Source organism: Gammaproteobacteria bacterium (assembly GCA_013696315.1).
Classification (GTDB): domain Bacteria; phylum Pseudomonadota; class Gammaproteobacteria; order JACCYU01; family JACCYU01; genus JACCYU01.
Genome location: JACCYU010000040.1, coordinates 1 through 22,447, shown reverse-complemented (window position 1 = coordinate 22,447; position 22,447 = coordinate 1). Strand labels below are relative to the sequence as shown.

Here is a 22,447-nt window from a genome sequence, read left to right as displayed (position 1 = left end):
GGGAAAAGCCGCGAAAATACGAATCAGCTCACTTTTGAAACGCTCGATATCGGACTTATCGAGTCCGCGCCACGCATGGGTGCGACGGATACCTTCCCACAGGAAATCCAGCGTGAAAAGTTTGCCTTGCATGGGCGTTTGCTTAAGCAGCAGTTTTGATGATAGGTCACTGCCACGAGCAGCAGCCCTTCAACCAGAACCGCACGGGCCGTTAAAAATCTAAGCGTTCAGCTACCAACTCGGTCGCGCCTACGCCAGCATCTGCATCAATACCGGATGCCAGCGCGATAATTCAATCTTGCCGAGCTTGCCGGCGAGTCGCCGCTTGTCGACGCAACGAATCTGATCGAGCAGGATGCGCGCCCGCCGCCGTTTGAACGTGACTTCCGGACGGCAGCCCAGCGGCTGCCCCCTGCTGGTTAAGGGCGCCACGATCACTCTCGGCAAGGCCTGGTTCATGTCGTCAGGGGATACCACCAGTGCCGGGCGCGTCTTCTTGATCTCCGAGCCGATAGTCGGGTCCAGGTTGACCCAGTAGACATCGCCACGCTTTATGCGCCGCCTTGTCGCACCTACCACTCCCAGTCAGCCGAGTCGGCGTCGGTCGCGCCCAGCTCACCCCACGCGTCTTCGTCGTCAGCCGCGAGGTAATCGTCGAACCAGCCGTCACGCGGCGCTTTGATTGGCGCGATGACGATGCGTCCATCTTGAACGCTAAGTTCGACTTCATCGCCGATATCGCAAACGGCAAGCACCGCCGCGGGGAGCAACACGCCCCTTGAGTTCCCCACCTTGCGCACTGTTGTTTTCATCGGACAATCTCATTTGTAATAACTTTGTTATTACATCATATCATTACCGGGCACAAAAGTGGCCGCTGCCACGGCCCGCAATCGTCAATGCGTTTCAACGAGGCACGTTGTCCCGATTGAGGTCAGATGATTCATCACGCGCGTCCATGAACAGAGGTGTCGCGGCCAGCGGCCGATGAAGCGGATTCTACAATCGTCAGACGGAGACCGCATGAACGCTGCACGCTTCAGGCTGAAGCGTTTAAAAAAAATCGGCGAACGCGGAGTCTATTCGCTCACCCTGTCCAGCGCGCCGATCGGAAATGCCGTGGCGAACTCCTCCAAGGAATGGCTGCCTGCCTGCGACGACTGGAAGCTCAACGTCCCGCCGTTTTCCAGCGACACGGTGACGGTGCCGCCGCCGGATTCAGGCATCGCCACGCCGGTATAGTCGCCCAGGCGCATCCTGGTCCCACCTGCCATCATGCCCATCTGCGCGAGGCTACCCAGAAAACCGCCGCCCGCGCCGCCCATCAGGCTCACGGTGATGCTCTGCTCGTCCTTGTTATATGCGGCTTCGGTCATGGCCATGCCCATCGCCTTGTTCTGATCCAGCGACTGGCGCTTCCAGCCGGCGATCTCCACCGGGAAGACCTCGCCCTGCATGGACATCTGCGCCTGTTCCAGCGCCTCCACGCACCAGCCGGCCTCCTCCAGCGCGGCGTCGACGTCGCCCTGTTCGTAAAGCTCGAGGATGCCGCCGCAACTGTCTTTCGGGTCTTCCTGCGCCTGCGCCGCGCCCAGGCAGCACAACGCCGCCACGAACAGGCATGTTCTCTTCACGATTGCCCCTTTTGCCTGGTTGTATAAATTTATGCCGCCGGTCCTTGAGTTGTACAAGGTCCGGCCTGACGAACTACTTTCCCCGTCGCTGCCGCTGCCTTCGCGCCGGCAGGTGTATGCCTTCGTCTGGCAGGGTGACGTTCAGCTCCAGGACCTCGCAGCCGTTGGAGCGTTCCACCTGCACGTCCACGGCGTCGTCCGCGACCTTGGCGTAGCGGCGGATCACGGCCAGAATGTCTTTCTGCAGACGGGCCAGATATTCCGGCGCGTCTTTATGGCGCCGCTGGTGGGCGACGATAACCTGCAGTCGCTCCTTGGCGACCGGCGCGGTGGCGTCGCCTCTCGCGTGGCGGAAAAAATCCAGAAATCGCATCACGCGCTCGCCCCCCCGAACATGCGGCTGAACAGGCCGCGTCGCTTTTCGTGGATAAAGCGATGCGCCTTTTCTTCACCCAGATAGCGATCAACCAGATCGCTGTACGCCTGACCGGCGTCGCTGCTTTCTTCGAGGATTACGGGCGTGCCCTGGTTGGAACAGGTGAGCACCGAGGCCGACTCGGGAATCACGCCCAGCAGCGGGATGGCGAGGATGTCCTGCACGTCCTCGACTTTGAGCATCTCGCCGGCCCTGACGCGCGTGGGAGAGTAGCGCGTGAGGATCAGGTGTTCGGTGATGGCGTCGCCGCCGTTTGCCGCGCGCTTGGTCTTGCTGCCCAACAGCCCCAGCACGCGGTCGGAGTCGCGCACGGAGGAAACTTCCGGGTTGGTCACGATCAGCGCGTCGTCGGCGAAATACATCGCCAGATGCGCGCCCTTCTCGATGCCAGCCGGCGAATCGCACACGACGTAATCGAACGATTCCCGCAACTCGTCGAGCACGCGCTCCACGCCGGCCAGGGTCAGTGCGTCCTTGTCGCGCGTCTGGGAGGCCGCGAGTATCGAAAGATTATCCACGCGCTTGTCCTTGATCAGCGCCTGACGCAACGTGGCCTCTTTGTTGATGACGTTGACGAAGTCATAAACCACGCGTCGCTCGCAGCCCATCACCAGATCCAGGTTGCGCAGACCCACGTCGAAATCGATTACGGCGGTCTTGTGACCACGCAGCGCAAGGCCCGTGGCGAATGCGGCGCTGGTTGTGGTCTTGCCGACCCCACCCTTGCCGGAAGTTGAAACGATAATTCTAGCCAACTCCATCTCCAACGGTTGAGGGCCGCGGCCGCGGCCCGGTTTGCATGCAAAACGACACCTTGCTCGCGGTTATATTGTGTTCGCGGGGCAATGTCAACCACTATATCTTGTGATTGGAGGCGCAGCGAGTCGCTAATTTGTGTAGGGGAAAATTCGTCTTTGCGCGTGGATCGCACGCGGACGCCGCTCGATCAGGGCCGGCCGAACGGCATTTCGAATGCCCCAATGGTTACAACGGTTCCAGCAGCAGATTTTCATCGTGCAGATACGCCTGCACGGCGGCGCCGCGCAGGCTTTCGTCCAGCTCCTCGCTCACCCGGTATACCCCCGCCACGGCGATCAGCTCGGCTTCCAGACATTGCACGAAGATGCGCGCCGTACCATCGCCCTGAGCGCCCGCCAGCGCGCGGCCGTGAAGCTTGCCATACACATGGATGTGGCCGTCCGCGATGACCTCCGCGCCGGCGCTTACCTGCCCCAGAATCAGCAGATCGCCACCGCGCGCGTAGATGTGCTGGCCGGAACGCACCGTCTGCGTGATCAGCATGGTCGAGGTCTTTTTGGCGGCGGGGGCCGGTGCTGGCGGCGAAGCCTCGTGGCTGGTGTCTTGCGGCGCTCTGACAACCGGCTCGGAACCGTTCGTGGGGGTGGGGACAGAGGGTTCCGTCCACTCCAGCACGCCGAGATTGCATTTGCCCGCTTGTCCCCGCATTGCCTTGCCGCCGCCGTGAACCGCGACCGGCACCAGACCCTGCTCGCGCAACAGCACGGTCAGCGCGTTCAGGTCGAGTTCGGGCTTTTCCAGCGCGCTCATGTCAATGGCCAGCGGCGCGCCGTAAAACAGCGAAGGCGCCTGCTTGATCTGGCTACGCAAACGTTCGCCGATGGCGGCCAGATCGTCGCTGAACAGGCGCATAATCGTGAGGCTGGTCATGCGCCCCTTTAATTCGAATGGAGGTCTCTGCGTGGGTTTTTGCAGGCTGTTCACCTAAGGGTTAGATATGCAGTTATATATGAGCCGAATCCCTGGCGACGCATTGTGGCACATCGCTTTGTGTTTGCAACCGCGGCAGGCGAGCGCGCCCGGACGTTGCAAAGTATCGAATACGGCTCTATCCGCCTCGGTTTTCAATGGCGGGGGTCAGCGCTTGCGCGCGGAGATTGCACATCGACGAGTGGCGCCTGCGTGCGCAGTATCCGGATCAGACCCTGCGGATAAAGCCCGCGCCGCATCAGTTTCCACGCCACCATGCGCGTGATGCGCCAGGTATCCGCGACCGCACGATAATGGCTGGCGCGAGACGAGGCACCATAGATGGAATCGATGCTGACCTGCGTGCTGAGAAAGCCGTGGCGCGCGGCCCCGATCAGTATCTCGCTTTCGAACACGAAGCCATGCGCGCGGTCATGCGCGATGTCCACTCTTTCGAGCAGCGCCGCGGGATACAGCCGAAACCCGGACTGCGAATCGAAAATGCGATGCCCCGCCGCCCACGAGATCCAGAAATCCGCGAAGCGATTGGCAAGCCTTCGCGGCCACGGCGCGTTCGCGCGCCCGCGCAGGCGCGCACCGATGACGATGCGATGCGGATGCAGTGTCGCGGCTGCCAGCAGGCGCGGAATGTCTTCGGGGCAATGTTGACCGTCCCCATCCAGGGTTATGACCGCCTCGGCGCCAGCCGCAAGCGCGCACTGCATGCCGCGCCACAGGCTCGCCGCCTTGCCCTGATTAACGCCGTTGCGCAGCAGGATTACCGCCAACCCCCGTACGCGCGCGGCGGTATCGTCGCCGGAACCATCATCCACGACGATGACCGGCGTGATGAAAGCCTGCGCGCGTCGCGCGATATCGGCGATCGTCGCGGCCTCGTTGCATGCGGGGATGACTACCGCGGCTCGCATGTGCTTGTTGTCTCTCCTGATTGTAGGGCGGGTTAGGCCAGCGGCGTAACCCACCATGCGGTGCCGCCGGGTTACGCCGCTCGCCCGGCTAACCCCCGCCTACGCCATGCCACCATTGACCGAAATGATCTGCCCCGAGATATACGCGGCGTCGTTCGAAGCCAGAAATGCGACCAGCGCGGCGACTTCGTCCGGCATGCCCGCGCGTTTCATCGGCATCAGCCGCTTGATGGCGTCGGCCGCGAACTCGCGGGTGGTTATGTGGCCCGCGATCACACCCGGTGCGACCGCGTTGACCGTAATCCCGCGCGAAGCGACTTCCAGCGACAGCGGCTTGACGGCGCCGGAGAGGCCGGCCTTGGCCGCCGCGTAATTGGTCTGCCCGCGATTGCCTATCACACCGGCGACCGACGAAATGGCGATGATGCGCCCCCAGCGCGTCGCCATCATGGGCAGCAGCAGCGGCTGGGCGACGTTGAAAAAGCCGTGCAGGGAAACATCGATCGGATAACGCCACTGCACCTGATTCATGCCCGCCATCGGCGCGTCGCGATAACCGCCGGCGTTGCTGACAAGCACCTGAATCGGGCCTGCTTGCAGAAGCGTCCGCAGGCGTTCGGTGGTCGCTTCCGGTTGCGTGACATCGAACGCGACCATCTCGGCGGAACCACCCGCGTCGCCGATCTCCGCGACCAGCCCTTTTGCACGCTCGAGGTTGCGGTTTGCGTGCACCACCACGTGCATTCCGGCGCGCGCGAGCCTGCGGCAGATCGCCGCGCCGATGTCGCCGCTGCCCCCGGTCACGAGCGCGCGCCTGAGGGCGGGTTCAGTCATCGTGAGGCATGGGAGCACCCACTATGCTTTTTCGACTTTGGACTGAGCGGGCGTTGTCGTTCGTTGTCGTTGCAAGGGTTCACGAGCAATCGGCGCATAAGCCATCCGCAGGCCGAACTTCCACCGCCAGTTGCGCGTCCGGCAGATACGGCAGCACCACCCGCCGCACCTCCTGCCGCGCGATGGCTTGCAATAACGGCAACGCGCGCGCTGCCGGGTTGCCCGTGCGCAGGTATTCGAGCTCTTTATCGCGTATCTGATCTTCCCGCTCCCCGTGCGTGAGCGCAATGCCAAAGCTCGCCAGTGCGCGCGCGCCGGAGTGCGCGTCGATCAACATCGCCGCGGCGAATGGCGCGCAAAACCCGCGTACCTGGGACAGGGGCTCCGGCGGCGGATAATCGTAGGCGACCAGCAACACCGGCCCGCCCTCGATCAGCGCCGTGGTCGCCGCCTCCAGCAGGCCGGCGGCGAAGCTGCCATCGTGCGCGGACAGACTCACCGACGAGCTGTGGCAAATGGTGGCGATCGCCCAGTAACCAGCGGGGCTGTTGTGCACCGAGTTGTGAAACTGCGTGGGCGACACCGCGCGCTGTGGCTGCGCCAGGGCCGTACAGATGCTGTTGATGATCTCGCCGTCGCCGCCCGAGGAGGCGAATACCGCGCGCAGCGATTGCCGATCAATGCCGGACGGCAGCGCGAGCTGCTCGGCGGCCCGCAACGCCAGCTTGATCGCGCCGGTCGCGCGCCGCCGTTCGTTGCGAGGCAGAAGTTCGGGCGCGAACGCCGCCAGGGGCTGGTTAACGTATAACCGCTCGCCGTGCAGGATGGACTGACTCTGCTCCCAGCCATCCAGTCCAGGCGCGATCACGCTTAATCCCCGCGCGTATACCGTCACGAGCCCGGCGGCGGGTGGCGACATCGGTTCAGAAGCTTTTAGGTTCACGGGTTCATGACGGTCAGGGCAAACGCCCCAGCAGCAGGCAGCAGTTCGAGCCGCCAAAACCAAACGAATTGCTCATCGCGACATCGATTGAGCGGGGTCGTGTTTCGCGCACGATATTCGCCTTCAGCGACGGGTCGCATTGCTGCGTATTGAGGCTGCCCGGCAGAAAGCCGCGCTCGATGCACAGGCAGGCGATCAGCGCCTCGCTAATGCCCGCCGCGCCCAGGGTGTGCCCGATCCAGCCCTTGGTGGAACTGCACGGCGTCCGCTCGCCGAATACCCGCAGCATCGCCTTGTCCTCGGCGGCGTCATTGGACACCGTGGCGGTGCCGTGCAGGTTCACGTAGTCAACGTGTTCTGGCAGCACGCCGGCGGCTTCGAGCGCACCGCGCATGGACAACACCGCGCCGTCGCCCTTCGGGTGCGCGGACGACATGTGGTATGCGTCCGAGCTTTCGCCGTAGCCGCGCAGCGCGACATTGTCAGGGTCATTGGCCGGCCACTGCAGCAGCGCGAAACCGGCGGCCTCGCCGATGCTGAGCCCGTCGCGCGCCGCGTCCCAGGGTCGGCACGGTTGCGGGGAAGTCAGCTCCAGCGAGTGAAAGCCGTACAAGGTCGTCAGGCATAAACTGTCCACCCCGCCGACCACCGCCGCATCGCACAGCCCCGCGCGCATGTAGCGATACGCGCTCGCGAACACCTTGGCGCTGGAGGAGCACGCGGTGGAAATGCCCACCGCCGGCCCTTCGAGTGCGAACCAGGCGCGGGTGAAGTCGGCCACCGAAAAGATATCCTGCGTATGGCGATAGCTGAATGGCTTCAGGACGCCGGTCGCCACAAAGCCACGATACGCGTGTTCGGTTTCGAGAATGCCCGCGGTGCTGGTGCCGACGAACACGCCGATGCGACCGGCGCCGACTCTATCGCGGACAGTCGCGACCGCGGTAGCGAAGCCGTCCTGCGCGAACGCAGCGCGCGCCAGACGATTGTTGCGGCAATCGAAGGCGCGGAGAGTCCCGTCCACCGGCTCGTCCTCCAGACCCTCGACCCTGCCGATCCAGGTCGGCAATTCCGCGAGTTCGAAATCGCACGGCCGCAAGCCGCTAACGCCGTCGAGCAAGCGCGCGGCCGTGGCATCGACGCCGCGCCCGAGTGCGTTGACCAGCGTGTAGGCGGAGATCGCTAACGGCGGTATCGACATGACGTTACGTTACAGTGGTTGCCGTTTGCGCGCCTCGATCAATACGTTGGCGAAAGGCGTGCGGGCCGACATGGGACGCAACTTGGCGCCGAATCCTGCGTCTTCAAGCAACCGGGTCCATTCGGCGGCGGAGCGATAATGATAACGCTGTTTGAAGCGGCCGCGACACAGGCCATATAACGCCTCGGCGAGCCGCGTCACGGTGAAGCGCGCGCCCGCGGCCGCGTCGGGTTCGCGGATCAGCAGCAGTCCGCCCGGCGCCAGTGCGTCGTGCACCCGCGCGATCAGCTGATGCTGCGCGTTTGGCGACATATAGAACAGCACATCCAGCAACGTGACGATCGAGCAGGGCGGCGGCTCATAAGTCGTCAGGTCTTCCGTGCGCAGTTCGGCGCGGCTGGCTAATACCTCGCGCGCGACGCCGACGTGTCGGGCGCGCCTATCGACACCCGCCAGAGTCAGACCAGCGGGCGGCGGCGGCCACCCCGGCTGCCATACGCCTAGCGCGTGCATTTCGGTGGCGGATCCCAGCAGCGCCAGTAACTGACCGCGCCCGCAGCCGAGATCCAGCAGCCGTCCCTGCGCCGGCAGAATATTCTCCTGCAACAGGCCGAGATAAAGCGGATCGTAAGTCAACTTGCCGCGTACGAACTCCCAGTTGAATATGCCCGTATCCAGATACCGGCGCGCGGTGGACTCGACCAGCCGCCCCGCCGGTGTCTCTGCCGCCGGCGGCTTGCTGACCCAGTACACCAGCGCGGCACAGACCACCCCCAGCGCCAGCCCTACAATCAGGGTGCCCACCAGCACATGCCGGCCGAAATGCCACGCGCCGGCCGCGCGCGCCGCATCCCAGCTGAGGTGCGGCCACTCACCCATGAACAGCCAATGCCCCGTGCCCAGCGACACATAGAAAATCAGGGGGGCGGTCAGCGGATTATTGACGAATGCCGCCAGATACGTCGTGATGCCGTTGACACCGGTGAGCCGCGCCAGCGCCAGACAGATGAAGATATGCAGCCCGTACAGCGGCGTGCAGCCGACCACCACACCCATAAACACCGCCAGCGCGCGCTGCCGCGGCGTATCGCGCCGCGTGCGCAACCGGTAATACATCTTCGCCACCGGATGACGCCGCACCCGCTGGCGAACATTGACCGCAGGATTCATGGTGCGCGTAAAGTGGATGCGGTAGGCGGCGGGAGGGGCACTACATATAGACCTTCCCGCTCCAGCCGTTGCAGCAATGGCGTCAATACCTTCAGCACCACCGGCTGGCCGTCACGGTCGCGCGCGGAGGCGCCGTCGTGTAACAGCAGAATGTCGCCGGCCGTGAGATTGCGCAGCAACCGCTCGAGTACCCGCTCCGGATCGCGCGTTACTGTATCGAACCCGCGTCGCGTCCAGCTCACCAGCCGCAGCCTTAAGCTCGCGAGCACCAGACCGGTCCATGGATTGCGCATGCCGGCCGGCGCGCGAAAGTATGCCGGCGCGCGACCTGTCAACTGGGTCAGGCGCGCCTGTGCGTCCGCAATCTCGCGCCGCATCGCGCGCGGCGTCATAAACGCGAACCAGGGGAGATGACGATCGCTGTGATTCTCCACGCAGTGGCCCGCCTCGATGATCGCGCGCACGATCTCGGGATAAGCGCGCGCCCGTTCGCCAATGCAGAAAAACGTCGCCCGCGCGCTGTGTGCCGCCAGAATACGCAAGACCTCCGGGGTGACATGCGGGTCCGGCCCGTCATCAAAGGTGAGCGCGACCGCGCGGCCCGCACTGACGGGCAAACGGCGCAGGTTGGCGCCTAGCCAGCGTCCGCGCGGCAACAGACTGGCCACGAACAGTCTCACGTGACTGCACGCTGCCAGTGCTAGCGCCACGGGCCACAGCGATGGCCACAGCAAAACCAGCACCAGCGCGACGGCGTGCGCGCCCAGCAGCATCCAAAGCCATAACGGCACGGGCGCCGCGAGCAAGCCATGCCGCGATAGTCCGGCTGGCGTTGCCCCGTCTGGCGATGATGAATCCAAACCGCTCATGTTCTCGGCCGCGTCAGTTGCGGCGCCAGCACCAGGGCCAGCAGAAAACTGGCCGACACGCCGATTGCCACGGTCAGTCCTATCGCGCGCAGCACGGGGATAGAGGACATGGCGAGCATGGCGAACACGACCAGGGTGGACGCGCCGCACACCAGCACGGCGTGCAGGGTGTGGCGCCGCGCCTCGACGCCGGCATGACTGAAAAACAGGCTGTAATCGATGCAGATGCCCACCACCAGCAGCAGCGACACGATGTGAAACAGAGTCAGACCGTCACGCTCCAGGGCGAGCAGTGCGCACACCGTCACGACCACGGCGAGCGCCACCGGCGCGACGGAGGCGAGTACCATGCGCGAGTCTCTCAAGCCCGCGGCCAGCAGCGCGACGATCAACACCGCGCCCCACGCAAAGCGGTTGAGGCCGGTATCGCGAAAATGCGCCATGAGATTGCCTGTGGCCGCATTCAAATCGACGTATTTCACCCAGGCCGGGCGCTCGGCGAACCGCGCCGCCACGGCTTTCCCGTTATTGACGCGCGAGAGCGGCGCCAGCGCCACCCATTCGTTACCGCGCGCGAATAAGAGCGATTCTACCCGCGCCCCCAGCGCGGTACCCGCGATGTCTTTCAATCCCAGCGGCGCGGCCGTGCGTGCGCGCTCCACATCACGCAAGAACGATTCGAACGCGCCGGGCTTGAACGGCAGGCCGGCCTGCGAACGCTCGAGGTCGGCGCGCAATTTATCCGGCGGCGGCAACGCCGCCTGCCGTGCGCGCTGCGTGCGCGCACTCGGCAGGTAACGCGTCGCCATGTCGAACCCTTGGAGCCAGCCGCGAGCGGCCATGCGCCTGAGCCGCACCGCCAGTCGCTCGCTGCGCACCAGCGCAGTCTGCGCATCCGGCGCCGTTATGATCGCGAGATGACCGGGCTCCGGCGCGCCCAGACCGCTTCGCAGTTCTTTATCCACGGCCAGCGCCGCGGCGGAAATCGGGCTTAAGCTCGCCAGCTCGTCTTCCCACAGGACCGGGCCGGAGCGCACGGTAACGATCAACACGGCAACGCAGGTCATCGACAGAGACAGCGCGAGCCACGGCCGCGGCTTGAGTATGCGGTCCATCCAGGCGCCCGCGCCAGCGTGCGTCGGCGTCCAGCCGGCGGGCAACAGCGCTGGCAACACCCAGCGCGTTACCGCCGCGGCAGTCAACAGGCCGGCAATCGCGAACACGCCCAATTGCCTGAGGCCGGGCAGATCGGCGGTAACCATCGCGGTGTAGCCCAGTGCGGTGCTGACCACGCCGAGACGAAGAATCGGCCACACCCGTCGCAGAGTACCATCCACCGCCTCGTCGCGACGGCGATGACTGAACACGTGCACGGGATAGTCCATCGCCACGCCCAGCAGGGTCATGCCGAACGCGAGCGTAATGCCGAAGACCACGCCGAACAGCAGACCCGCGGTCACCACCGCCACCAGTATCGCGCTCGCCAGCGGCGCGAAAGCCAGCAGCAGCACCAGGCCCGAACGGTAGGCGAGCAGCAATATCAGGGCGGTGGCGGCGCTAGCCGCGGTAGAAAGCCGCGTCACGGTAGACCGTATGGTGTCCTGCGAGGCGGTCGCTAACACTGGCGCGCCGCTCAGTGCCAGACGCGCGCCCTGGTATTCCCCTGCAACTTTAGCAAACGCGTTCTCGATTGCCATTACCGACTTGCCCTGCGCGTCCATGTCCAGCCCGGCGGCCTTCGTTTCGACGAGCAGCAGCGCGCGTGCGCCATCGCGCGAGAACCAGACGCCGCGCCGCGTATCGGGTTGCTCGCCACCGCTTAAACCTTGCAGCACCGCGTAGAATTCGCGCGTGGGGTCGGCCGTCAGACTGCTAGAGTCGGTCACCGGCACCGGCGAACGCAGTTCCTGCAGCCGTGCCTTTAGCGCCTCTCGCAGCGATGCGGGGCTGTATGCGTCCGCGGCACCCGCGCCGATGCGGGGACTCAGCAGATAACGATGCGCGAACAGCAGGCGCTGCCCATCTACGTCCAAGAGATTCTCGCCGTTCGCCACGCGGGTGAACAGGCCGGTTTTCGAAAGACGCGCGGCCAACTCGGCACTGATCGCCGCCCGCGCCTGCTCGGTGCTACCGGTGATGCCCATCAGTATCAGGCGTTGCGCGGGGCCCTCGCGAAGCTCGGACAGCAGCTCCGCGGCATCGCCACCGGCAGGCATGAAGGCATCGAGATCGGTGGAGACCGTTACCTGCGTCGCCACCAGCCACGCAAAGACGAGCATCGCCGCCAGCCATACCGCCAGGGCGGCGAGCCGATGCTTAAGGCGCACCCGCGAAGACCATCGGTGTCAGCTGCGGCTGGGAGCAAGCAGCTCGCCCCTGGCGAGTCTGGCCGCGGACAACGTGCCAACACGCGTATGGACAAGGGCTATAGTTAATGCGCACACGCGGCGGCGTCCTCATACCATCGCTTATCGACACGTTCAAGATGGCGCGAGTGCTCGGTGGTTGATTCGGCGAGCCACGCGACAAGCGCCTTCCGGTACTTCGGCAGCATGAATGTCGCGGTGTGCGGCAAGTCCTGTACTTCCCATAAGATCTTTGGCCTTGCGGCGGCTGCGAACAACGCTAGTGCGTGGTCAATGGGCACGATCTTGTCGCCGGTACCGCCGATGATAAGTTTGCGCATATTGTTCAGTCGAGCGATGTCGTCGACCGGACGAAAATCGTCGTTGATGGTCCAGGATAACGGCACTTGCAGCGGCCATGTCAGCCAGGCGGCGGCCAGCTTCTCGCGCGCAATGGCGCAGTATCCACTCGGCGCGCCTTCAACGATCAGCGCCTCCACCGCGCATGCGTACGCACTTCGTCTCAACATCGATATGGCGACGGCGCCGCCGAGACTCTGGCCGAAAACGACGATGGGCGCCTCACCGGAATTCGCGAGGTCAAGCAGCCGCTTCAAGGCGGCATCGGCATCCAGGTGCACGCCCTCCATGGTCGGGATGCCCTCGGAGCGTCCATAACCCCGATAGTCCAGGGTCAGCACGTTGAAACCGGCTGCCGGCAGCCACCGCACGTTAGCGATGTGCGTGCTGATGTTTTCCGCGTTGCCGTGCAGGAACAGAATGCTGCCATGGATCTTACCTTGCGCCGGCAGGTACCAGGCGTGCAAGCGCACACCGCCTGCCGAGGTGATGCGGACATCGCGATATTCGAGTCCCAATGCCGCGGGCGTCGTCTGGAGTTCGCGTTGCGGATGAAAGATAAGTCCGGTGCAGGCACTAAGCATCCACGCGCAAATAAGCGCGATCAAGACACCGCGCATTTCAGAAGTACCGGCTCAATGACAATTGCGCCTCGGTAACCGCCGCCCCGGAAATGCCCTGTTGTCGGATACTCAGGCGCAGCCCCCAGTCATGGTTCAAGGCGAGATCCTGTTCCAGCGAATACTCAACCAGCGTATGGTCGAGATCGCCGGGGAAATACAATGCCTTAGCGCCCAGTTGGGCGTTCCAGTTGTCCGTAACCCGCCACACAATTCCGGCGGCGGGACCCGCGCCCACCGTAATCTTGCCCGACAGTTCATCCGTGACGAGGACGTCGGCTTGCGCAAGCGCGTAGGTCAGCGCGGTATCGCCCAGCGCGTAGCTCAAGCCGCCAGCGCCGCTTAGCGCGAACGTCAGCGGGCGCTCAACAGGCGAAATCCATTCGCGTCGCAGGGCGACATTGACGCCCCATGACAATGGCTTGAAGAGTCGGCTGCGCGGCGAGAGCGACAAGATATCGACGAATTCGAGGCTCTCGAGCTGTACGGAACCGCTTTCATAACCTCGCAGCGCGAGCGCGAACATGTTGATCTCAGCGCCTTCGGTAAAGCCGGTCGGCGGGTCCAGCAGATCGTGATAGGCGGGGCGGATGCGCAACTCGGCAAACGCCGTGTCATCGAGACTGCCAATGCCGAAATCGGCGCGCGCGCTGGCGTGACTTTCGTGCGGTGCTGCCCCGGTAGCGTGATGCGACGGTACCGTCTCCCCTGCCGCTAGCTGGCTTCGCAGGCGCAGCAAATCCAGCGACACAAGCGCATGCGCCGCACGGTCGCCGCCGGCGCGATTGTAGCGGTACTGCCGGAGATCGTACGCGGTATCGAGTATCCGCGCCTGGGCTTGCGGATCGTATGTTGCGAGCTCTGCGGCACGCTTCTTAAACCCTGCCTGGGTGATCGCGAGTGCCAACGCCAGCTCGTCATCGCTCATCCCATCGGCGCGCCAGTTGATGCGGGTCCGCAACGAGGGACGGAAGTTGATATCGCCGAGAATGCCTGGGCTCACCACTGTGACGCGCACCGTGTCGCTCGGGATCGCGTGATAGAAGAACCGGTCGGTCAGATGCAGGCTGGGGCGCGCCGCTTCCAGCAGGGAGAGAAGCTGATAAGAGCAGTTCTCGTCGAAGAAATAGTAGTCAAAATCGACCTCGTCAAGCTCCCATGCATGCATCATGATCATGCGCGTTTGAGCGTGGGTGAAATTCAGGTCATATTCCCAGATATCACGATTCTCGATGTCGCCATAGCTCTGCACCTTGTCGTAGTAGGGCAAGATGGCGAAGCGGCCCCTTGTAAAAGCCGGTGAGACCTTTAACGGCAAACATCAGCCCATTGGATTCGTTGGTTTGGGCGGCGAAATTCAACGCGTAGGACGCAAGCGTGGTGGCGCCTCGGTGGGCCGGCGGGTCTATGCGCAACAGGGTGTGCCCGTACATTGAGGCCGGATTGTTGAGAGAGGCCGCTGGAAAGATCAGCGTGATCCGCCAGATTTATTTCCGCATACCATTTATCGAAGGCGGGACACGCCCGCTCCGGCAGCCGTGACGAGTCAAAGTCCAGGCGCTCTTTCAACCAGTGGTAGCGGGCGATGAATCGGCATTGGGGATGCTGAAGGCCGGCGCGCGTCGACGGCCGAAAAAAAGCGCGCAAAGTAGCTTTCAGCTCCGCGCGAGGCCTGGTCTTGCCGTTGAGAGCGAGGAAAAAATTATTGCTGTCCGCAGTGCTGGTGACACCCGCGAACAGGCCGGGCTCGTAGTGCAACAGCAGGCGCCACTGGCGGTGTCGCGCTAGGTCAAACGCATCGGCGCGGCTCCGCAACTCCGCCAGATAATCGTCGGCAAACGCTACGCGAGGCGCCAGGCTGCACAGTCCGGCGCAACACAACAGCAGTGTATGGAGTCTTCGTATGGCGGATGCGCATGAAATACACCCGGCACCCATTAGGCGCCGGGTGCGCCAAGTTTTGCTTAGGACACGTAATGCGCCAACACGGCGTCGTCGGCCATGACGGCTTCCAATCCCACCAACATGTCGCGAGCCGTGAGGGCGTGCGATGCGAAAATCGTGTCGAAGTGAGTCTTCGTCGCGGCAAAAAATGCAGGCTTGTCTTTATCGGCGATGCCGATCATGTTCGCCAATGTCGTCAAGGTTTCGCCTTCGCCCACCGCCATGTTCTGCGCCAGCGTTTCGAAATTCCGGCTCGTGAACCTGTTGAGCCTGGCGCTGGCGACGATCATGCCTTCGGTATCGCAGCCCAAAGTACCAGAGCTGATGCCGAAAGTCTGGTTGCCAACGGTACCATTCGTGGTGACCGCCAGCACCTGCGGCGCGAGGCCGGACTGACCGTCAAAAAGTAGAGTCCCGGCGCCGCAACCGGTGCTGTCTTCCGCGACCGCCGCACCCGTGCACAGGATGCCTACCACGACTAAACCCAGTGCTTTTTTCATAATGCTTCTCCCCGAGATATTAATTGGTTCGCCTTGCCGACGATGGATCGCCGACCCGCCGTAATTTAGTACACAGCTTCGGCTTTTGCCACTAAAAACGTTTACCGAGGTTAATGGATAGCGCGTTAGCGATTGCTGGGCGTAATCGTCATCACGCTGCGCGCGCCGCCGGTCTCGATGGTGGTTATGTTGAGCACGCGCGCCTGTCGGCCGCTGATCGCGACGGCTTTCACCTGCTCCGCCATGGCCTCATCGATAGGCCTCAACCGCAGCCCCCAGTTATCGAATGTTCCCTCAAGCGTGGTGCGGTAATAGCGTCTGAGGCCGTCGAGGTCGCCCGCCAGGGTGGCGCGGAACGATTCGACGAAGACCGCAATGGCCGGGTAGTCGTCCAGCCTCAGCCGCCGCTGGCCGGTTTCGGGCGTATCGATATAAAGCTCTTCGGCGTTAATCTCGATGCTCTCGCGGCGCGGCAGCAGCACCTGCTTTTTGACGTAATCCGGCGCGCGATAGCGCAGGATGCCGGTTAAAATCACGGGCTCATTGAGGATTTCCACCTCCCGACTCTCGCGAAACGCGGCGTTTATGCCGCGCACGTCAGCCAGCGCGCGCATCAGGGTTTCGAGCGAGAACTTTTCGCCGTCCGCCGCGCCCGCGAGCACAATCGGCGCGAGCAGACTGAGCGACAGTATTACGCCAGTCGCGGCCCTGAACCACTCGCGCGAGTGCGTGCCCAAAATGGTTCGCAGGGGTCGATTCACTGTCGCTGGCCATGCCGTGATATTCGACCCGTGCGCAGCATAATGGTGATACGCGCCTCGGCCAGCACGGCCTCGCCTGCGGTGACGCGCGCGACGTAGATCGTGTTGCCGGTATCGCCGAACACGCGCGCGGCCCATACGGCCAGCGGTTCCGCGATCTGATTTAGATAATCGACGTGCAGACGCGCGGCGCGCAGGCCCGCCAGATAACCGAATGGTGGCGACAGCCCTGCAGCGCGCGCGCGCAGGCCGCCGTGCACGGCCACGGCCTGTGCGCCATATTCAAACGCGTGCAGCGCCGACAGACGCCCGTCGCGCCGCAGCGGATTGTCCGCGGCGCGATGCGTGTCGCTGATGCAATGAATCGATGCGTCATCCCACGCGAGCACCGCATCCAGCAGGCACATGCTGCCGGCATGCGGGATCACAGCGCGGATCTCTTCCTTGCCAATCGACGGCCGCGCTTTGTCCTCTTTTATCCCGGCACGGGTCATCCTAAGATCAGTCATCCCAGAAAGGATAAAAATTAAACCAGTTATAAGGTGCTGCGCGCGCGTAATGTTCCAGCCGCTTAACGTACGCTCGTGTCCAGTGCTCGATATCCTGCGCACGCGTCGTGCGATCCGGCGCGACTCTATCCGTGAGCAGTTCAAAGTGCACGTCGTAGCGGTTGCCGCCACGATAAAGTCCGAAAAACAGAATGACCGGACATTGCATAATGGCCGCGAGCTCGATAGCGCCGATCGGAAACGCCGCTGTCGCGTTCAAGAAATCGCAGCGCAGAGTTCTGCCGCCGCCGGTGGGACGGTCACCCAGCGCGCCGATCATGAAGCCGGCGTCCACGCTCTCCTTGACCTTGAGCAGGGTGTCCGGCCGGTACGCGCCGATCGCGGTTGCCGCGATCTCGGGATTCAGCGCATGCAGAAAGCGCGTGATGCTGCCGTTATGTTCGGTATCCATCAGTACTTTCAGGGGGATATGCTGCTGGGACACGCCCAGGGTGCGCAGCATCTCGAAACTGCCCAGGTGCGAGCCGAGTAGGATGGCGCCCTTGCCGCTGTCCACCTGCCGGTGAAAGATTGCTTTCTGATGCACGCGCACGTCGAATCGCGCGAAGTTGCCTTGCAGCAGATATACGCGATCCAGAATGGTGCACGCGAAACAGTGGATGTGACGGAACGCGTGCCACCAGCGGACCGGTCGCCCGCGCACGCGGCGCAAATAATCGTAGGAGGCGCGTCTGGCCTCACGCGCCGTCAGCAGAAAATACACCGCAATCGGATATAGCAGCCCTCGCGCTGCCCAGCGCCCCAGATGCGTCGCGACCCAGAGGATGACCCGCAGCATGGCAGGCGAGCCGCGCTCCGGCAGATCCAGCCAGCGGCATGCGTGCAGGTTTTGCTGCATCATGTGCTTGAGGAGGTGGTCGGCATTGCATGCCGGATAGACCGCTGCCGGCTGCTATTGGCTACGATGGGCTTCGATATGACGGGTCAGCGAACGCAAGGAGGCGAAGGTGCTTGTGTTGTCGGGATCGTCGGAGCGCATCTGAATGCCGAAACGCCTGGACACCATCAGCGATAACTCCAGCGCGTCAATCGAGTCCAGTCCCAGCCCCTCACCGAACAGCGGCTCGTCCGGTTCGATCTCGGCCGCGGTCACGTCTTCCAGATTCAGCGTCTCGATAATCAGGCCGGCCACCTCCAGCTCGGCGGGCGAGAGTCTTACCTCCATTTACGGCTCCTCCTCAACTGTTTGAATGTCACCCACGGGGTTTATGCGTTAACCGCGGTGTGCGCGCTGAACATACCGAGTTCTAACGCCGCACGTGCCCGAAGCCCGTGCGCCGCAAATGCGTCAAAGAATCGTAGCCGGCGGCACACATTCCTCGGTGGTCGCCCAATAATACGACATTAGCGCGCCGGCCTCACGGCCCGGAAGTCGCCTAGCGTTCAGCGCATTCCGGCATGGCGACAATCGGTAGGCGCATAATGGACTCAGACGCCGCCACACACGGCGCCGGTAAAAAAGTGCGGATAAATCTCGCGGATACGCTCCACATCCGGTCTGACCTCCACATTGCCAAAGCCGGCGCGCTTGAATGCCGATCGCCATTGCGATGGTGTGAGAAAGCCGCCATTGGGACGGAACTGAGGATCGGTTTTCACATCGCTAAAGCCTTCCAGCAACTGAAACATCAGCTCGGCGTAAATCGGCTGACGCGCAAATAGCCGCAGACATTCGCCGGCGACGAGCCAGCCGTCTGCCGTCAGCGACGTGCGCGCCTGGCGCAGACTGAAGACCAGGTCGTTGGCGACGTGCAGCACGTTAATGCCGTAAATCAGGTGAAAACCGCCGGATGCAACGCCTTGCTCGTCCCAGGGCTTGTCGATGTCCAGCGCGCGAAATTCCAGCGGCAGGTCCGAGTATTGCCTGCTCAGACTGCGCTGGCTACGGCGCCGGAAAAATGCGTTCGGTTCGGTAATCACATAGCGCTCGATACGCGACGCAAGGCCGCGCTCACTTAAAGTCCGCAGCAACGTGTGGCTGGCGCTGCCAGCGCCGGCGCCGAATTCCAGAATCCGGATTGCGGAAAGGGTCGATACACAATCCGCGGCGGCCAGCGCGCCAAGCCAGTTATTGATGGCATAAGTGGTGTTATCGTCGTGAAAATACTCAAGCCACAACGGAATGCCATCCAAGCCGAACAGCGCCTGCTCGCCGGTCGTGTCGCTGTGCGCGACGGCGGGATAGTTCGACGCCGCATGATCCAGCAGGTTCAGAGTCGCTACATTGGCGGGATCGATGGCGATTCCGGCGGCGCGCAACTCGGCGAGCGCCGGTTCCCAAAGCGCGTTCTCAAGCCGATACTGCCGCACGCCATCGCGCTCCCGCGACGTAATGCCGCCCGTCTCCAGCAGCCGCTCCAGCAGCCAGGCCAGCGCCGTTTCAAAGCGCGGCGCGAACGTCATTGAACGGCATAAAGCGGCCGCGCCCTGCCAGTCCGCGAGGCGCTCCATGACGCCCAGGCGACGCAGCAGTGCGATCGACCAGTCGATGCTGTAGCGCTCCATCAACTCAATGCTGTGATGCAGACGCTCACTGAACAGCTCCGACGGATACTGAGCGAGCAACGCGGTCAGGCGCGGGTCCAGCGCGGGCGGATCGAAGGGCGGCGCGGGCGCGGCAGGCGTCATGTCGAGCGGGCGTCAGGCAATTTCAAGCCGACCTTTGGCCACCGTGCGACCCTCGGCGCGGCACAAGAAATCGACGCGACACACATCGTCACCGCGAGTTACAAGACTGATCGTGTAAGGCTGTTGCGGTCGCAAGCGAGCCGTGAATTTCACCACGGGCATGCCGACGATACGCGCGCCCGCGCGCCATTTCGTCAACGCCGCGGCGACTTCATCGAGAATCACCACACCCGGCACGATGGGTGCGCCGGGGAAATGGCCGGGCAGGCTGGGGTGATCGGCATCGATGACGCTGTGTGTCTCGAAACATGGCGCTATCGCGGTCACGCGTTATCGACCGCGGCTTCGGACTTGCTGGACAAGCGCCAGCAACTCGGCGCGCGGCAGTTTGCCCAGCGCATCGCGGGGCAGTCGCTCGACCTTGTAAATCGGTCGCGGCATGAATGCCGGATCGATGCGCGCGCGCAGACTCGCAAGAATCGCGCGTGCCGGGATTTCCGGCGCCACCACCAGCGCGATCAGCCGCGCGCCACGGTCACCGTCGCATTCCGGCGCAACAAAAACCGCGTCCTGCACGCCTTCGATGTCGTTGAGTTTGAGGTTCAAGTCGGCCAGCGACGCGCGCTTGCCCGCGACGCGCACCAGATCCGCGTGACGGCCGGCCAGCTCAAACCGCGTGTCGTCATGCAGGATCAGCACATCGTTCAGCATCACTGGTTCCGGCAGATACGGCGCGTGTACACAGAAAACGTCACCGTGCGCGCTCACCGTCGCCCCGTCATAAGTACGCCATATATCGCCGTCCAGCCGCCGCCGGCTGGCGACGGAACCGGCCTCGGTGCAGCCGTAAATCTCCATCACCGGCGCGCGCACTACGCGCTCGGCCTCCCGCGCCAGCGGCTCGCTCAAGGGCGCGGTAGCGGAGACGATGAATTCCAGCGCCGGCCATACCAGTCCGCTTTGTACGCACACGCGCAGGTGAACCGGCGTGGTGATTAACACGCGCGGCGCCGGCACTGAGATCAGCGCCGCGCGGATGTCTTCGGCGTAGAACGGCTTTGAGGCCACCACGCCCACGGCGCAGGTCAGCGGCACCATCACGGACGTTTCCAGACCATACATGTGCTGCGCGGGCACGGTCGCCACCACCGCCACGCCCTTGCTTTGAAATCCGAATCGCTGGTCCGCGAAGCGCGCGCCGGCCACCAGCTCGCCCCAGGACTTTTCATGTGCACGCGCCTTGCCGGTACTGCCGGAGGTAAAGGCAATCGCCGCCACGTGATCGTGCGCGATCATGGGCATGTCGGAATTCTCGATCAGCCGGGCTTCCGTGCCGAGCGCGGCCTCGATATCGGCATCGCGCAAGATCTGACAATCCGGGTAGGCGGCCGTGATGTCCTGCAAAGCCTGGCGCGCGCGGCTGGGCGGCAACAGGTTGGTCCTGCCGCCGCTGAGCGCCGCCGCGAATGCAACGAGAAACAGATAGCGATCCTCGCATAAATTGACCGCAAAGCGCGGTGCCTGCATCGCACGCACAACCCGTTTTACATCCGCGACGAACGACTGACGGCTGACGAGGGCCCCGCGCCACCAAGCCAGCGGCGCGTCGGCATCGAGACATCCGAGCAGCGGCAGATCGCCGGTCTTGGTGCGCGCGCTACCGTTGCTGAGGGTCTGGCGCATGGATCGGATCGAGGCGATATTGCAAAATCGTGCGAGCAGGCCAATGCCTGCGTGCTTGTGGCGCTATCCAATAGCTTTATCTAGTGTTTCCCGGTCACTGGCGCTTGACCGTCCTTATACTGCGCTGGCCGAAGTCAAGTCAACCGCGCGCCCGTGGGTCCGCACACGATCGTTCGGGCCGAGTTGCAGGCATCACTCGACTTGGCGTCCGATTGTGCGAAAATCACGGACCAAAACGAGGAGGAGGGCCGGACATGAATCCTGTCACGCAGGCTGCCGTATCGAGCGCGCGCGATACGGCGAGGAATGAGTGCGATACGCTGGTCATCGGCGGCGGGCCCGCCGGCTCCACCGTGGCGGCGCTGCTGGCCGAAAAAGGCTGGCGCGTGACCTTGCTGGAAAAGGCGCATCACCCGCGCTTTCACATCGGCGAATCGCTGCTGCCCATGAATCTGCCGATTCTTAAACGGCTGGGCGTGCTTGAGGAGGTGGAAAAAATCGGCATGCCCAAATACGGCGCGCATTTCGTCTCTGAGCAATACACCGATCGTGATCAGACCTTTTACTTCAGCGAGGCGCTGGATAAACAACACCCGCACGCATACGAGGTGCGTCGCTCGGAATTCGATCATCTGTTGCTGCAAAACAGCGCGGCCAAGGGCGTTGACGTGCGCGAAGGCGTGCGCGTGACCAGCGTTGACTTCGGCGACGGCGCGCTGGTGCGCGCGCTGGATGAAGCAGGCAATCCACAGGAATTTAGCGCGCGGCAGGTCGTCGACGCCACCGGCCGTGACACGTTTCTGGCCAGCCGTTTAGGCTTCAAGAAGAAGAACCCCAAGCACGGCAGCGCGGCGATCTTCGGGCATTTCAGCAATGTCGAGCGCCTGACGGGCCGCGACGCCGGCAACATCAGCATCTTCTGGTTTGCGCACGGCTGGTTCTGGATGATCCCGCTTAAAGACGGCATGATGAGCGTGGGGGCTGTGTGTGCGCCGGCGTATCTGAAGACGCGCGGCGCGACCGAGCCGGCGGATTTCCTGTGGCGGACCATCGATCTCTGCCCTGGCGTCAAGGCGCGCATGCGAGCTGCGGAACTGGTTAACGGCGAAGCACGCGCCACCGGCAATTACTCCTATCGCGCCACGCGCCTGCACGGCGACGGCTGGCTGCTGGTGGGCGACGCGTTCGCGTTTGTCGATCCGGTATTCTCCAGCGGCGTTTATCTGGCCATGAACAGCGCTTCCTTAGGTAGCGACGTAGTCGATGCGCGTCTGCGCGGGCTCGCCAGCGCAC

26 protein-coding genes are annotated in these 22,447 nt (G+C 63.5%); 2 read left to right on the top strand and 24 right to left on the bottom strand.

All coding sequences use genetic code 11. The features are described from left to right. Window positions 1-249 precede the first annotated feature (249 nt). The 16 genes from H0V34_02770 to H0V34_02695 form a co-directional block, all read right to left on the bottom strand. Window positions 250-579 carry a type II toxin-antitoxin system PemK/MazF family toxin gene (locus H0V34_02770; GenBank protein MBA2490660.1) on the bottom strand — a complete coding sequence of 110 codons (330 nt, stop codon included), beginning with the start codon at window positions 577-579 and terminating at the stop codon, window positions 250-252. Then, window positions 573-812, bottom strand: coding sequence for an AbrB/MazE/SpoVT family DNA-binding domain-containing protein (locus H0V34_02765; GenBank protein MBA2490659.1), 240 nt, complete (start codon window positions 810-812; stop codon window positions 573-575). The genes H0V34_02770 and H0V34_02765 overlap by 7 nt, the downstream gene beginning before the upstream one ends. Window positions 813-1,079: 267 nt before the next feature. Next, the gene (locus H0V34_02760; protein MBA2490658.1) at window positions 1,080-1,634 is read right to left on the bottom strand and encodes a hypothetical protein; all 555 of its coding nucleotides are present in this window, start codon (window positions 1,632-1,634) and stop codon (window positions 1,080-1,082) included. A gap of 73 nt (window positions 1,635-1,707) precedes the next feature. Further along, window positions 1,708-2,007, bottom strand: a complete 300-nt coding sequence (gene minE, locus H0V34_02755; GenBank protein ID MBA2490657.1) for a cell division topological specificity factor MinE — start codon at window positions 2,005-2,007, stop codon at window positions 1,708-1,710. After that, on the bottom strand, window positions 2,007-2,825 hold the full coding sequence (gene minD / locus H0V34_02750; GenBank protein MBA2490656.1) for a septum site-determining protein MinD: 819 nt from the start codon (window positions 2,823-2,825) through the stop codon (window positions 2,007-2,009). Before minD ends, minE begins: the two co-directional genes overlap by 1 nt. Window positions 2,826-3,054: 229 nt before the next feature. After that, window positions 3,055-3,759: a septum site-determining protein MinC gene (gene minC, locus H0V34_02745; protein MBA2490655.1), complete on the bottom strand. Its 705-nt coding sequence runs from the start codon at window positions 3,757-3,759 to the stop codon at window positions 3,055-3,057. Between the two features lie 194 nt (window positions 3,760-3,953). Continuing rightward, entirely contained in the window at window positions 3,954-4,727 is a 774-nt protein-coding gene (locus H0V34_02740; GenBank protein MBA2490654.1) for a glycosyltransferase family 2 protein, read from the bottom strand. A gap of 99 nt (window positions 4,728-4,826) precedes the next feature. After that, entirely contained in the window at window positions 4,827-5,561 is a 735-nt protein-coding gene (fabG, locus tag H0V34_02735; GenBank protein MBA2490653.1) for a 3-oxoacyl-ACP reductase FabG, read from the bottom strand. Between the two features lie 79 nt (window positions 5,562-5,640). Further along, the gene (locus H0V34_02730; protein MBA2490652.1) at window positions 5,641-6,480 is read right to left on the bottom strand and encodes a beta-ketoacyl synthase chain length factor; all 840 of its coding nucleotides are present in this window, start codon (window positions 6,478-6,480) and stop codon (window positions 5,641-5,643) included. A gap of 37 nt (window positions 6,481-6,517) precedes the next feature. After that, window positions 6,518-7,699 (bottom strand): beta-ketoacyl-[acyl-carrier-protein] synthase family protein, encoded by a 1,182-nt coding sequence (locus H0V34_02725; GenBank protein MBA2490651.1) that lies wholly within the window; start codon window positions 7,697-7,699, stop codon window positions 6,518-6,520. A 15-nt stretch (window positions 7,700-7,714) separates the two neighbouring features. Further along, window positions 7,715-8,875, bottom strand: coding sequence for a DUF2062 domain-containing protein (locus tag H0V34_02720; protein MBA2490650.1), 1,161 nt, complete (start codon window positions 8,873-8,875; stop codon window positions 7,715-7,717). Next, window positions 8,872-9,735 carry a polysaccharide deacetylase family protein gene (locus tag H0V34_02715; GenBank protein ID MBA2490649.1) on the bottom strand — a complete coding sequence of 288 codons (864 nt, stop codon included), beginning with the start codon at window positions 9,733-9,735 and terminating at the stop codon, window positions 8,872-8,874. The genes H0V34_02720 and H0V34_02715 overlap by 4 nt, the downstream gene beginning before the upstream one ends. A 5-nt stretch (window positions 9,736-9,740) precedes the next feature. Then, window positions 9,741-12,071, bottom strand: coding sequence for an MMPL family transporter (locus tag H0V34_02710; GenBank protein MBA2490648.1), 2,331 nt, complete (start codon window positions 12,069-12,071; stop codon window positions 9,741-9,743). Window positions 12,072-12,175: 104 nt separating this feature from the next. Beyond that, window positions 12,176-13,057, bottom strand: coding sequence for an alpha/beta fold hydrolase (locus H0V34_02705; protein MBA2490647.1), 882 nt, complete (start codon window positions 13,055-13,057; stop codon window positions 12,176-12,178). Between the two features lie 13 nt (window positions 13,058-13,070). Then, window positions 13,071-14,339, bottom strand: coding sequence for a DUF4105 domain-containing protein (locus H0V34_02700; protein MBA2490646.1), 1,269 nt, complete (start codon window positions 14,337-14,339; stop codon window positions 13,071-13,073). Next, window positions 14,290-14,502: a DUF4105 domain-containing protein gene (locus tag H0V34_02695; GenBank protein MBA2490645.1), complete on the bottom strand. Its 213-nt coding sequence runs from the start codon at window positions 14,500-14,502 to the stop codon at window positions 14,290-14,292. Before H0V34_02695 ends, H0V34_02700 begins: the two co-directional genes overlap by 50 nt. Window positions 14,503-14,671: 169 nt before the next feature. On the opposite strand from H0V34_02695, the gene H0V34_02690 reads away from it, so the two are divergent. Beyond that, window positions 14,672-14,857, top strand: coding sequence for a hypothetical protein (locus tag H0V34_02690; GenBank protein MBA2490644.1), 186 nt, complete (start codon window positions 14,672-14,674; stop codon window positions 14,855-14,857). 176 nt (window positions 14,858-15,033) lie between these two features. Here the strand turns inward: H0V34_02690 and H0V34_02685 are convergent, their stop codons facing one another. From H0V34_02685 to H0V34_02650, 8 genes are all read right to left on the bottom strand, one after another. Continuing rightward, window positions 15,034-15,513 carry a DUF3015 domain-containing protein gene (locus H0V34_02685; GenBank protein ID MBA2490643.1) on the bottom strand — a complete coding sequence of 160 codons (480 nt, stop codon included), beginning with the start codon at window positions 15,511-15,513 and terminating at the stop codon, window positions 15,034-15,036. A gap of 125 nt (window positions 15,514-15,638) precedes the next feature. Continuing rightward, window positions 15,639-16,274 carry an outer membrane lipoprotein carrier protein LolA gene (locus H0V34_02680; protein ID MBA2490642.1) on the bottom strand — a complete coding sequence of 212 codons (636 nt, stop codon included), beginning with the start codon at window positions 16,272-16,274 and terminating at the stop codon, window positions 15,639-15,641. After that, entirely contained in the window at window positions 16,271-16,783 is a 513-nt protein-coding gene (locus H0V34_02675; protein ID MBA2490641.1) for a hypothetical protein, read from the bottom strand. The genes H0V34_02680 and H0V34_02675 overlap by 4 nt, the downstream gene beginning before the upstream one ends. Further along, window positions 16,776-17,681 (bottom strand): lipid A biosynthesis acyltransferase, encoded by a 906-nt coding sequence (locus tag H0V34_02670; protein ID MBA2490640.1) that lies wholly within the window; start codon window positions 17,679-17,681, stop codon window positions 16,776-16,778. The genes H0V34_02675 and H0V34_02670 overlap by 8 nt, the downstream gene beginning before the upstream one ends. A 54-nt stretch (window positions 17,682-17,735) precedes the next feature. Continuing rightward, a complete protein-coding gene (locus tag H0V34_02665) occupies window positions 17,736-18,008 on the bottom strand; it encodes an acyl carrier protein (protein ID MBA2490639.1) in 273 nt (90 codons plus the stop codon). Between the two features lie 263 nt (window positions 18,009-18,271). Beyond that, window positions 18,272-19,471, bottom strand: a complete 1,200-nt coding sequence (locus tag H0V34_02660; GenBank protein MBA2490638.1) for a class I SAM-dependent methyltransferase — start codon at window positions 19,469-19,471, stop codon at window positions 18,272-18,274. Between the two features lie 12 nt (window positions 19,472-19,483). Next, entirely contained in the window at window positions 19,484-19,789 is a 306-nt protein-coding gene (locus H0V34_02655) for a hydroxymyristoyl-ACP dehydratase (GenBank protein ID MBA2490637.1), read from the bottom strand. A 12-nt stretch (window positions 19,790-19,801) separates the two neighbouring features. Then, window positions 19,802-21,154: an acyl-CoA synthetase gene (locus H0V34_02650; GenBank protein ID MBA2490636.1), complete on the bottom strand. Its 1,353-nt coding sequence runs from the start codon at window positions 21,152-21,154 to the stop codon at window positions 19,802-19,804. Between the two features lie 254 nt (window positions 21,155-21,408). On the opposite strand from H0V34_02650, the gene H0V34_02645 reads away from it, so the two are divergent. Continuing rightward, window positions 21,409-22,447: tryptophan 7-halogenase (locus H0V34_02645; GenBank protein MBA2490635.1), on the top strand; the 1,039-nt coding region annotated here is incomplete at its 3' end.

Coding starts and splice junctions, on each gene's coding strand:
- H0V34_02765 (MBA2490659.1), bottom strand. CDS start 812: ATGAAAACAACAGTGCGCAAGGTGGGGAACTCAAGGGGCGTGTTGCTC.
- minE (MBA2490657.1), bottom strand. CDS start 2,007: ATGCGATTTCTGGATTTTTTCCGCCACGCGAGAGGCGACGCCACCGCG.
- minC (MBA2490655.1), bottom strand. CDS start 3,759: ATGACCAGCCTCACGATTATGCGCCTGTTCAGCGACGATCTGGCCGCC.
- H0V34_02740 (MBA2490654.1), bottom strand. CDS start 4,727: ATGCGAGCCGCGGTAGTCATCCCCGCATGCAACGAGGCCGCGACGATC.
- fabG (MBA2490653.1), bottom strand. CDS start 5,561: ATGACTGAACCCGCCCTCAGGCGCGCGCTCGTGACCGGGGGCAGCGGC.
- H0V34_02730 (MBA2490652.1), bottom strand. CDS start 6,480: ATGTCGCCACCCGCCGCCGGGCTCGTGACGGTATACGCGCGGGGATTA.
- H0V34_02720 (MBA2490650.1), bottom strand. CDS start 8,875: ATGAATCCTGCGGTCAATGTTCGCCAGCGGGTGCGGCGTCATCCGGTG.
- H0V34_02695 (MBA2490645.1), bottom strand. CDS start 14,502: ATGTACGGGCACACCCTGTTGCGCATAGACCCGCCGGCCCACCGAGGC.
- H0V34_02690 (MBA2490644.1), top strand. CDS start 14,672: ATGCTGAAGGCCGGCGCGCGTCGACGGCCGAAAAAAAGCGCGCAAAGT.
- H0V34_02685 (MBA2490643.1), bottom strand. CDS start 15,513: ATGAAAAAAGCACTGGGTTTAGTCGTGGTAGGCATCCTGTGCACGGGT.
- H0V34_02675 (MBA2490641.1), bottom strand. CDS start 16,783: ATGACTGATCTTAGGATGACCCGTGCCGGGATAAAAGAGGACAAAGCG.
- H0V34_02670 (MBA2490640.1), bottom strand. CDS start 17,681: ATGCAGCAAAACCTGCACGCATGCCGCTGGCTGGATCTGCCGGAGCGC.
- H0V34_02665 (MBA2490639.1), bottom strand. CDS start 18,008: ATGGAGGTAAGACTCTCGCCCGCCGAGCTGGAGGTGGCCGGCCTGATT.
- H0V34_02660 (MBA2490638.1), bottom strand. CDS start 19,471: ATGACGCCTGCCGCGCCCGCGCCGCCCTTCGATCCGCCCGCGCTGGAC.
- H0V34_02650 (MBA2490636.1), bottom strand. CDS start 21,154: ATGCGCCAGACCCTCAGCAACGGTAGCGCGCGCACCAAGACCGGCGAT.